Below are 10,470 nucleotides of genomic sequence, written 5' to 3'. Positions count from 1 at the left end.
AAACACTGGAACCGCGTTTGTTCTATGTGCGCACGCCCTACCATGATCAGCGGCAGTTTCCATTGTTTGACAGCGGTGTGGCGGACTTTAATTTTGCCCAGATTTTCACTGAAAATCGTTACAGCGGTCACGACCGCATCGGCGACGCCAACCAGCTGACCGCAGCGGTGATTTCGCGCTTTATCGAGGAATCCGGGATAGAACGCCTGCGCCTGGGTATCGGCCAGCGGTTTTACTTTACGCCGCCGCGCGTTTCATTGGGAGGAACTACCGATACGATCACCACCAGCCGTTCGGATTTGCTGTTGACGGCGGGCGGGCAGGTGACGCAAGCGCTAGGCATCGACAATACTATCCAATATAGCCAGAGTAATAATCAATGGGTACGCGCCAACTCCACCATCAAATGGCAGCCGGGCCCGAAAAAGGTGATCAATTTCTCTTATCAACTGGATCACAATAACGTCGACCCGCTGCTGCTGGATAATAAATACCTGAAACAGTTTGACGTATCCGCACAATGGCCGTTGAGCCGCCGCTGGTACGGCGTCGGCCGCGTCAGCTATTCTTTGCAGGAAAAAACCGTCGGACAAAGCTTGCTTGGACTTGAATACAAAGCAGATTGCTGGGTGTTCCGCGTGGTCGGGCAGCGTACGCCGACATCGTCAACCCGCTCGACTACGGGTATATTCGTGCAACTTGAGTTGAATGGTTTATCAAGCTTCGGGTCGAATCCGATGCAAGCCCTGCGTAGCGGTGTTCCAGGTTATCAGAATGTTAATCAACCCGACTCTTTCATTAGCCGTTGAATCCGTCATTTTTACTTATGAACGTTTTTCCAATTATGCGTAAAACCAATCAAATCCAACTCGCTGCAATCGCATTCTCGCTGCTGTCAGCTACTGCCGGCGGCGCTTGGGCTCAAGCCGCGGCGAATCAGTCGGCGCCGCCCGCGGTCGCTCCCGCCCCCGCTGCTGCCACGCCGGCAGCCAAGCCTGCTGCCAGCAAAGCGGCGCCGCAGACAGTCGACGCCATTGCCGCAGTGGTGAACACCGATGTGATTACCCAACAGGAATTGGCCAAGCGCATGAGCGACGTGGTGCAACGCATGCGCGCCCAGAAGATTGAGTTGCCGCCGGTTGCGGAACTGCAAAAACAATTATTGGAGCGCATGATTCTTGAACGCGCCGAAGTACAGCTGGCGAAAGAAAACGGCTTGTCGGTGGACGACGTCATGCTGGACCGCGCAATCAGCCGGATTGCCGAACAGAACAAATTGTCGATGGCGGATTTTCAAAAGCAGTTGGCGCATGACCAGATTCCTTACCCATCTTTCCGCGAAGAGATCCGGCAAGAAATGTTGTTGCAGCGCCTGCGTGAACGCGAGGTCGACAACAAGATCCAGATTTCTGAATCCGAAGTCGACAATTACCTCGCCGCTGAAAGCGGCAACAAGCAGACCGCCCAGGAACTGGACTTGGCGCAGATTCTGATCCGGGTGCCGGAAAATGCTTCGGCCGAGCAGATTGCGCAGCGCGCCAAACGTGCTGAAGAAGCCATGCAGCAAATCAAGTCGGGCGGTAATTTCGCCGCGGTCGCCGCTGCTTATTCCGATGCCAGCGACGCCTTGACCGGCGGCGACATGGGTTGGCGCTCGCAAGATCGCCTGCCGACGCTGTTTGTGGAGGCCGTCGCCAATCTGAATCCGGGGCAGACATCGAGCATTCTGAAAAGCGCCAACGGTTTTCATATCATCAAGCTGGTTAACAAGCGCGCCGCCGCCGCTGCGCCGACTGACACTGCAGCGGCACCGGTTCAGCAGACCCATGTGCGCCATATCCTGATCAAGGTGACGCCAACCGTGACAGCGGCTGAAGCGCGCCGTCGCCTGACCGATTTGAAGGAACGCCTGGACAATAAGGCCGCCACCTTTGAAGATCTGGCCAAGTTGAATTCGAACGATTTGTCGGCTTCCAAGGGCGGCGATCTGGGCTGGGTTTACCCGGGCGATACAGTACCTGAATTCGAGCGCGCGATGGATGCATTGAAACCGGGCCAGGTCAGCGATCCGATCGAATCGCCGTTTGGTTACCATTTGATTCAAGTGCTGGAGCGCAAGACCAACGATGTGTCCAAGGAACGTCAGCGCCTGGCAGCGCGGATGGCGATTCGTGAACGTAAAACCGAAGAAGCTACCAATGACTGGTTGCGCCAGCTGCGCGACCGGACCTATGTGGAATACCGTAACGACGATCGCTGATGCAGCGTACCAGCCAGTGTCGAGAGTAGCGTATGTCTGAACAATCGGCTACAACCCCGCTCGAATCGCCAAGACGGCCGCGGCCGGTATTGGCCGTCACTTGCGGCGAGCCGGCTGGCATCGGCCCTGAAGTCGCGATCAAGGCGGCTTGGCAGTTGCGTGCTGAAATCAACAGCGTGCTGATTGGCGACGCTGCTTTCCTGGCGATGATCGCGGCTGAGATCGACCCGCAAATCCGGCTCGTCGCGCTCTCGCAACAGGCTTTGCGCAACAATGGCTTGCCGAATTTTCCGCATGATCAGATTGCCGTAATCGACTGTCCTCTCGATGCCCATGTGCAGCCAGGCCAGCTGGATGCACGCAACGGCCGCGCCGTATTGCGCACGCTGGATATCGCCATCGACGGCGCGCAGCAGGGAATATTCGACGGCATGGTCACGGCGCCTCTGCAAAAAAGCACGATCAATGACGCTGGCGTGCCGTTTACCGGCCATACCGAATATCTTGCCGAAAAAAGCGCGACGGCGCAGGTTGTCATGATGCTGGCCACGGACCGGGTCACGCCGCCGTTGCGGGTAGCGTTGGCGACTACCCATCTGGCGTTGAAAGATGTGGCGGCAGCGATCACCCTTGACAGTCTGAGCCGCACCATCGACATCCTGCATGCCGATTTGCAAATGAAATTCGGCCTGGCGCAGCCGCGGATCCTGGTGACGGGTTTGAATCCGCATGCGGGCGAGGGCGGTTATCTTGGGCGCGAAGAAATCGATATCATCATCCCGGTCTTGCAAGCGGCTCAAGCGCGCGGCATCGACGTCCGCGGACCTTATCCGGCCGATACCGTGTTCCAGCAAAAATATCTGGCGGATGCCGATTGCGTATTGGCGATGTATCACGACCAGGGTTTGCCGGTATTGAAATATGCCAGTTTTGGGCACGGCATCAACATCACGCTGGGTTTGCCGTTTATCCGTACTTCGGTCGATCACGGCACTGCACTCGATCTCGCTGTGGCCGGTTTGGGGCAGGCCGATCACGGCAGCATGCTGGCGGCGCTGAACGTGGCGGCGCAAATGGCGCGGCTGAGTCAATTGGCGAAAGAGTAAAGGCGAAAGAGTAAGCCGGGGCTGGTACACTGCGCGCCGCTGACTCTTAAACGTCCTGCTTTGTTTTAGCTTTCCCGCCTCGCAAATAAAGAAAATATGAAGAACCACATTCCCCGCAAGCGCTTCGGCCAGAATTTCCTGACGGACGACACCGTGCTGTACAACATCATCAGCGCCATCGATCCGCAGGCCGACGACAATATGGTCGAAATCGGCCCCGGCCTGGCCGCCATGACGCGTTTGCTGCTGGAGTCGCTGCAACAGTTGCACGTAGTCGAGCTCGATCGCGATCTGGTGGCGCGCTTGCAGAAAAATTTTGATCCGGCCCGTTTGCACGTGCATTCCGCCGATGCGCTGAAGTTCGATTTCAGCAGCATTCCGCTGGTCGGCGAGCGTAAATTGCGGGTGGTCGGCAATCTGCCTTACAACATTTCCAGCCCCTTGTTGTTTCATCTGACAGAGATCGCACCGCGGGTGCAGGACCAGCATTTCATGCTGCAAAAGGAAGTGGTGGAACGGATGGTGGCGCAGCCCGGCAGCAAGGCGTTTGGCCGGCTGTCGGTGATGCTGCAATGGCGTTATCAGATGGCGCTGCTGTTTGTAGTGCCGCCGACCGCTTTCGATCCGCCGCCACGGGTCGAATCGGCGATCGTCAGGATGATCCCGATTGCCCAGCCTCTGGCCTGCGAGCAGCAGAAACTGGAGGCCGTGGTGTTAAAGGCATTCAGCCAGCGCCGCAAAGTGATCCGCAATTGCCTGGCCGGCATGTTCACCGAAAATCAACTGATCGACGCCGGTGTCGATCCGCAGGCGCGGCCCGAGGCGGTTGCCATGGAGCGATTCGTCGAACTGGCAAATCGCTGGACTGGCGGCGCTGCTTAAGTGCTACAGAAACGTTATTAACCAAGCGCTGCCGGCCTTATAACTTCTCGCTGGGCGAATTGTCGGCCTTGCGCTCTATTAATTCTATCTTGTAACCGTCCGGATCCTGGACGAAGGCAATCACCGTGCTGCCACCCTTTACCGGACCGGCTTCGCGCGTCACATTGCCGCCCTGTGCTCTGACGTCGTCGCAAGCTTTGCAGGCGTCTTCGACAGCGACCGCCAGATGTCCGAAGGCCGTGCCCTGCTCGTAGCTGTCGACACCGTAGTTGTAAGTCAGTTCGAGTTCCGCATGATCGGGATTGCTGCCATAGCCGACAAACGCCAGCGTGTATTTGTACTCGGGATTGTCGTTGGTGCGCAGCAGTTTCATGCCCAGCACCTTGGTGTAGAAATCGATGGAGCGTTGCAGATTGCCGACGCGCAGCATGGTATGGAGGATTCGCATGGTTTTTCTCAATGGTTGGGAAGAGAGATATTGCCCGGATCTACGCTGATGTCTTCAATCGGCGGAGCAAGTCGGAACGTGCTTGCTTCAAAAAACCGGCAGGGTTTCCTGAGCGCTGTCGCGCAGGGTTTTCCTGGCAGTTTCAAATTCGGGGAAAATAGATTGTACCGTGGCCCAGAAACGCGGGCTGTGGTTCATCTCGCGCAGATGCGACAACTCATGCGCGATCACGTAATCGATCAGCGGCAGCGCAAAATGCATCAGCCGCCAGTTCAGCCGGATCTTGCCTTCCGAAGTACAAGAACCCCATTGGGTGGTCGCCGACGACAGCGCAAACGACTGGTAGCTGACGCCGAGTTTCTCGGCATAGATCGGCAGCCGCTCCGCGAACACGCGCTTGGCTTCCAGCTGCAGCCAGCCGAGTACCCGATCCTTGAGCTGCTGCTCGCCGGCGTCGGCCGGCAAGCAGATGATCAATTGTTCGCTTGCTTCGTCAAAATGGATGCCGGCCCTCTGCGTGGCGTGAATCCGCAGGGTGATGCTGCGCCCCATATAGGGCAGGGTTTCACCGTCGCGCCACTGCATTTGCGGTTGCATGCGGCGTGTCGAACGGTCGCGGTATTCGGCCAGCTTGGTAAAAATCCAACGTTTCTTTTCACGGATGGCGGTTTCGATGTCGCCCAGCGTGACCCATTTGGGCGCGGTGACGCGTAAGCCGTCGTCGCTGATCAGAAAGCCGATGGAACGCCGTTTGGAGCGTAACAAGGTGTAATCGAGGACATGCTCGCCAAAGTGCAGGCGACGTTTGCCGGGCGCCAGTACTGTCGCTTCGCCCGGTTCCAGAACTGGAAGCCCCGGCTTTGAGCGCGGACCCGCCGGTGGCGGCTTACGCGGCGCCGCGTCTGCGCTCGTATCGTCGGCAAACAGATCCAGTTGCAACGCTTGTTGCTGCTGTGCCTTGCCCTGGGGTCGATTACGCGGTCCCAGACGCGGCTTTTCTTGCTTTTGATGCAATAGTTTCAATGGCGGCCGAACTGGAGGGGTTAATGCTACTAATGCTACTTGGACTGCTTGGAATACACATGCGGTGAAATCACGCGCATTTCAGATTCTATCCAATTTTCGACTTTTGCCATCAACTCGCTGCTATCCATGTTTTCCGGATAGATCGGCTTGCCGATTGACACGGTGATCAGCCCGGGTTTCTTGATGAAAGAATTCTTCGGCCAGCATTCGCCCGCGTTGTGCGCGATCGGCACCACCGGTGTATTGGTTTCCACCGCCAGGCGGCTGCCGCCGTTCTTGTATTTACCGGTTTGACCGACTGGAATCCGCGTGCCTTCCGGGAACATGATGATCCATTGGCCGTCCGCCAGCCGCTTGCGGCCTTGCACCACCACTTGCGCGAAGGCGTCGCGGCCTTTGCTGCGATCGATCGGGATCATGCGCAGCAGGGCGATGCCCCAGCCGAAAAACGGGATGTAGGTCAGCGATTTCTTGAACACGAATACCAGCGGGCGCGGCGTCATCGGCAGCAGGAAAATCGTCTCCCATGCCGACTGATGTTTGCTCAATACAACCGCCGGCCCATCCGGGAAATTTTCAAAACCCTTGACCTGATAACGAATCCCGCAAATGACCTGGGCCATCCAGATCACGATGACATTCCAGCGCGCGGTCAGGTAATAACGCCTGGCGTAAGGGAAGGGCGCAAACAGGATGCAAGCCATCGACCAGATGACAGTGAGGATCGTCATTAACAGGAAAAACAGCAGCGAACGTAGAAACAGGAAGAAACGTGACATTCAGGCTCCAGATAATGCTAAACACTTCAAAAAAATCAAACCGATAACTCCACCGGTTTCTTCAACAGGAATTCAACCACCGCAGCCAGGTCCGGGAAAATCAACGTGCCGGGCGGCAGGCCTCCCTTCTCGCGGGTTTTTTCGCCTTTACCGGTGAGCACCAGATAAGGCGCGCAACCGGCGACAAAACCTGCTTGCAGGTCGCGCAGAGAATCGCCTACCGTTGCCACGCCGCCGCGCAGGCTGATTTCAAAGCGCTTGCCGATGTCGTGAAACATGCCGGGCTTGGGTTTGCGGCAATCGCAGCTGTCGTCGGCGGCATGCGGGCAAAAAAAGATGGCGTCGATCTCGGCGCCGACCAGCTGCGCCGCTTCATGCATTTTCTGATGAATCGCCATCAGCGCCTGCATGTCGAACAAGCCGCGCGCGATGCCCGACTGGTTAGTCGCCACCACGACCCGGTAACCGGCCTGATTCAGGCGTGCGATCGCTTCCAGCGAACCCTTGATCGGCACCCATTCCTCAGGCGATTTGATGAAGGCGTCAGAGTCGTGATTGATGACGCCGTCGCGGTCGAGAATGATTAATTTCATATAGGCTCGCGGGCAGCTCTAAAAATTCCGTCATCCCCGCGAACGCGGGGATCCAGGTTGCTGAGTCAAATGGATTCCCGCGTTCGCGGGAATGACGCACTGGAAGGTTTTCGATATCACTTTAAGCGGCCAGCTTGGAAATGTCGGCGACCTGGTTCAACATCAGATGCAGGTTCGCCAGCAGCGCCAACCGGTTGTTGCGCAATTGTTCGTCGTCGGCCATCACCATCACGTCGTTGAAGAAGCCGTCGACGTTTTGCCGCAAGCGCGCCAATGCTTTCAAGGCAGTGCTGAAATCGCCTTTGGCAAAGGCGGCGTCAACCTCGGGTTTGAGCGTATTCATCGCCGCGAATAACTGTTGTTCGGCGCTGTCGCGCAGCAGATCTTGCTGCACCGTGTTGCCGACGCCTTCGGTCTTTTTCAAAATGTTGGTGATGCGCTTGTTGGCCGCAGCCAGCGCCTCTGCTTCCGGCAAGGCGGCAAACGCTTGCACTGCGTCCAGCCGTTCGATGATGTTGTCGAGCCGGTCCGGTTGCTGCGCCACCACCGCTTCAATTTCATTCGGCGCGTAACCGCGTTCGCGCAGCAGGCCGCGCAAGCGGTCGTACAGAAACGGCAGCACCTCACTGCTCGGATCCTTGAAGTTGGGATTGCCGGCGAACTGTTGCACCGCGTTGCTTAACAACTGTGTCAGCGATATCGGCAGGCGCTTTTCCAGCAGCATGCGCAAGATGCCCAGCGCATGGCGGCGCAGCGCAAACGGATCCTTGTCGCCGCTTGGCTGCAGGCCGATGCCCCAGATGCCGATCAGGGTTTCCAGCTTGTCCGCCAGCGCCACTGCGGTGCTGGTATCGGTAGTCGGCAAGGCGTCGCCGGCGAAGCGCGGCTGGTAATGTTCCGAGATCGCCAGCGCGACATCTTCCGCTTCGCCGTCATGGCGTGCGTAATAATTGCCCATGACGCCTTGCAGCTCAGGGAATTCTCCCACCATGTCGGTCAGCAGGTCGGCCTTGGCCAGCAGTGCTGCACGTTCGGCCAGTGTCGCATCGCTGCCGAGCAGTCCGGCAATCGCCGCCGCCAGGGCCTTGACCCGCTCCGTGCGCTGCAACTGATTGCCGAGCTTGTTGTGATAGACCACGTTGGCCAGCAAGGGCACGCGCTCGGCCAGCTTCTTTTTCTGGTCTTGTTCGAAGAAAAACTTGGCGTCGGACAGGCGCGGGCGGACCACACGCTCATTGCCTTCGATGATGTAGTGCGGTTCATTGGTCTGCAGATTCGAGACAATCAGAAAACGCGAGCGCAATTTGCCGGCGCTATCGGTCAAGGCAAAATATTTCTGATTGGTTTGCATCGTCAGGATCAGGCACTCCTGGGGAACGCTGAGGAATTCGTCTTCGAATTTGCAGGCATATACCACCGGCCATTCGACCAGCGCGGTGACTTCGTCCAGCAGTGCTTCCGGCATCAGGACCTGATCGTCTGCAGCAGTTGCCAACAAAGCGGCACGAATTTTTTCCTTGCGTTCACTGAAACTGGCGATCACCTTGCCTTGTTCCGTCAGCGCCGCCGCATAACTGTCGGCGTCGGCCAGCGTGATACGGCCTTGCGACAGAAAGCGATGGCCCTCGGTCTGGCGATTTGCGTCCAGGCCAAGCAGGGTCAGCGGCAATACCTGGGCGCCGTGCAGCGCTACCAGGCTATGCGCCGGCCGTACAAAACGTACGGTGTGACCCGCGGCATGGCCGTGCTGACGCTGATAGCTCATCACTTTCGGGATCGGCAGTTTGCTTACCGTATCTTCCAGCACCACTTGCAAACCGACCGGCAGCGCCACGCCTTTGGCGGTGTAGCTGTAGAAAAAACTTTCAGCCTTGCCGTCGGCAGCGCGTTCCAGTTCAGCCGGGGTGATCATCACCTTGCCGCATTGCGCAGCCATGGCCGCCAGTTTCTTGACCAGCGGCGCTGTCGCCCGGCCGTCGGCATCCAGTGCTACCGAAACCGGCAGCACTTTTTCACGCATGGTTTTGTCGAGCGAGGTGGCGCGCACGTTGCTGATGGCGACCGCCAGCCGGCGTGGTGTAGCGAATGCAGTGGCGACGGCGCCGTCGTCCAGGAAATCGCGCGCTTTCAAGCCATTGAAAATGCCGTTGGCAAAGGCGTCGCCAAGGTTGGCCAGCGCTTTCGGCGGCAGTTCTTCGGTAAAAATTTCAATTAATAGGGTCTGGCTCATACTGCTTCCCCCGCACGCTGCGCTACTGCCGCCATGTATTCATCTCCAAATTCTTGCAACAACAGATCGGCATTTTCCTCGGTGATTTCCCACATCGGGAAACCCAGTTTTGCCCGTGAATCGTAATATGCTTGCGCCACCGCGCGCGACAGGTTGCGGATCCGGCCCATGTAGGCGGCGCGTTCGGTGACCGAGATTGCGCCGCGTGCATCCAGCAGATTGAAGGTGTGCGCGGCTTTCAAGACCATTTCATAAGCCGGCAGCGCCAATGGCACCGCCAGCAGCCGCTTGGCTTCGGCTTCGTAATTGCTGAACAGCGGGAACAGGAATTCGGTGTTGGCATGCTCGAAGTTGTAAGTCGATTGCTCAACTTCGTTTTGATGGAAGACGTCGCCGTAGCTGAGTTTTTTGGTCACGCCGTTTTCAACCCGCTCGGTCCATACCAGGTCGTAGACATTTTCCACGCCCTGCAAGTACATGGCCAGCCGTTCGATGCCGTAGGTGATCTCGCCCAGCACCGGTTTGCAATCGAGGCCGCCGACTTGCTGGAAATACGTGAATTGCGTCACTTCCATGCCGTTCAGCCAGACTTCCCAGCCCAGACCCCAGGCGCCCAGGGTCGGATTTTCCCAGTCGTCCTCGACGAAGCGCACGTCGTTGCGCTTGAGATCCAGGCCTAGTGCCGCCAGCGAGCCGAGGTAGAGATCGAGAATGTTTTCCGGCGCCGGCTTGAGCACCACCTGGTATTGGTAGTAATGCTGCAGGCGATTAGGGTTTTCGCCATAGCGCCCGTCTTTCGGACGGCGCGACGGTTGTACATAGGCGGCGCGCCAGGGTTCCGGGCCGATGGCGCGCAGAAAGGTCGCGGTATGCGAGGTGCCGGCGCCGACTTCCATGTCATAGGGTTGCAGCAGGGCGCAGCCCTGAGCGTCCCAGTAATCTTGTAATTTGAGAATAATTTGTTGAAATGTAAGCATCGTTTTGTTGCTTTTCCATACGGCAAGATGCCGGTTAGTCGAATCAAATACTGCGGATTAATTAATATAGCGAGCCGAAATACAGAGGGCGATGAAGAGCGCTAAAACCAGCGATTTTAGCGGGTTTTGACTGCTTTAGGGCTTGTTGACAATTGAACAGGCTTAGGGC

At 57.5% G+C, this 10,470-nt stretch carries 10 protein-coding genes; 4 read left to right on the top strand and 6 right to left on the bottom strand.

Features of this window, described 5'->3' with window-relative positions; genetic code table 11:
• The 4 genes from KHU33_RS18150 to rsmA form a co-directional block, all read left to right on the top strand.
• On the top strand, nucleotides 1-809 hold an 809-nt coding region (locus tag KHU33_RS18150), incomplete at its 5' end, for an LPS-assembly protein LptD (protein ID WP_211465473.1).
• A 35-nt stretch (nucleotides 810-844) separates the two neighbouring features.
• Complete coding sequence (locus tag KHU33_RS18145; RefSeq protein WP_230414370.1) at nucleotides 845-2,260, top strand: peptidylprolyl isomerase; 1,416 nt, start codon at nucleotides 845-847, stop codon at nucleotides 2,258-2,260.
• Between the two features lie 32 nt (nucleotides 2,261-2,292).
• Nucleotides 2,293-3,366 carry a 4-hydroxythreonine-4-phosphate dehydrogenase PdxA gene (gene pdxA / locus KHU33_RS18140; protein ID WP_211465471.1) on the top strand — a complete coding sequence of 358 codons (1,074 nt, stop codon included), beginning with the start codon at nucleotides 2,293-2,295 and terminating at the stop codon, nucleotides 3,364-3,366.
• Between the two features lie 96 nt (nucleotides 3,367-3,462).
• Nucleotides 3,463-4,248 carry a 16S rRNA (adenine(1518)-N(6)/adenine(1519)-N(6))-dimethyltransferase RsmA gene (rsmA, locus tag KHU33_RS18135; protein WP_211465470.1) on the top strand — a complete coding sequence of 262 codons (786 nt, stop codon included), beginning with the start codon at nucleotides 3,463-3,465 and terminating at the stop codon, nucleotides 4,246-4,248.
• A gap of 37 nt (nucleotides 4,249-4,285) precedes the next feature.
• Here the strand turns inward: rsmA and gloA are convergent, their stop codons facing one another.
• The 6 genes from gloA to glyQ form a co-directional block, all read right to left on the bottom strand.
• Nucleotides 4,286-4,696, bottom strand: a complete 411-nt coding sequence (gloA, locus tag KHU33_RS18130; RefSeq protein WP_211465469.1) for a lactoylglutathione lyase — start codon at nucleotides 4,694-4,696, stop codon at nucleotides 4,286-4,288.
• Between the two features lie 87 nt (nucleotides 4,697-4,783).
• Nucleotides 4,784-5,719 carry a M48 family metallopeptidase gene (locus KHU33_RS18125; protein WP_211465467.1) on the bottom strand — a complete coding sequence of 312 codons (936 nt, stop codon included), beginning with the start codon at nucleotides 5,717-5,719 and terminating at the stop codon, nucleotides 4,784-4,786.
• Between the two features lie 35 nt (nucleotides 5,720-5,754).
• On the bottom strand, nucleotides 5,755-6,501 hold the full coding sequence (locus KHU33_RS18120; protein WP_211465465.1) for a lysophospholipid acyltransferase family protein: 747 nt from the start codon (nucleotides 6,499-6,501) through the stop codon (nucleotides 5,755-5,757).
• A gap of 35 nt (nucleotides 6,502-6,536) precedes the next feature.
• Nucleotides 6,537-7,094, bottom strand: coding sequence for a D-glycero-beta-D-manno-heptose 1,7-bisphosphate 7-phosphatase (gene gmhB / locus KHU33_RS18115; protein WP_211465463.1), 558 nt, complete (start codon nucleotides 7,092-7,094; stop codon nucleotides 6,537-6,539).
• Between the two features lie 121 nt (nucleotides 7,095-7,215).
• Complete coding sequence (glyS, locus tag KHU33_RS18110) at nucleotides 7,216-9,324, bottom strand: glycine--tRNA ligase subunit beta (protein WP_211465461.1); 2,109 nt, start codon at nucleotides 9,322-9,324, stop codon at nucleotides 7,216-7,218.
• Entirely contained in the window at nucleotides 9,321-10,301 is a 981-nt protein-coding gene (glyQ, locus tag KHU33_RS18105; RefSeq protein ID WP_211465459.1) for a glycine--tRNA ligase subunit alpha, read from the bottom strand. Before glyQ ends, glyS begins: the two co-directional genes overlap by 4 nt.
• Between the last annotated feature and the right edge of the window lie 169 nt (nucleotides 10,302-10,470).

The sequence above is a fragment of the Collimonas silvisoli genome (genome assembly GCF_018305005.1).
Classification (GTDB): Bacteria; Pseudomonadota; Gammaproteobacteria; order Burkholderiales; family Burkholderiaceae_D; genus Collimonas; species Collimonas silvisoli.
Note: the sequence above shows the minus strand (reverse complement) of the source record. Positions and strands in the feature narration are given on the sequence as shown.

Coding starts and splice junctions, on each gene's coding strand:
- KHU33_RS18145 (WP_230414370.1), top strand. CDS start 845: ATGCGTAAAACCAATCAAATCCAACTCGCTGCAATCGCATTCTCGCTG.
- pdxA (WP_211465471.1), top strand. CDS start 2,293: ATGTCTGAACAATCGGCTACAACCCCGCTCGAATCGCCAAGACGGCCG.
- rsmA (WP_211465470.1), top strand. CDS start 3,463: ATGAAGAACCACATTCCCCGCAAGCGCTTCGGCCAGAATTTCCTGACG.
- gloA (WP_211465469.1), bottom strand. CDS start 4,696: ATGCGAATCCTCCATACCATGCTGCGCGTCGGCAATCTGCAACGCTCC.
- KHU33_RS18120 (WP_211465465.1), bottom strand. CDS start 6,501: ATGTCACGTTTCTTCCTGTTTCTACGTTCGCTGCTGTTTTTCCTGTTA.
- gmhB (WP_211465463.1), bottom strand. CDS start 7,094: ATGAAATTAATCATTCTCGACCGCGACGGCGTCATCAATCACGACTCT.
- glyS (WP_211465461.1), bottom strand. CDS start 9,324: ATGAGCCAGACCCTATTAATTGAAATTTTTACCGAAGAACTGCCGCCG.
- glyQ (WP_211465459.1), bottom strand. CDS start 10,301: ATGCTTACATTTCAACAAATTATTCTCAAATTACAAGATTACTGGGAC.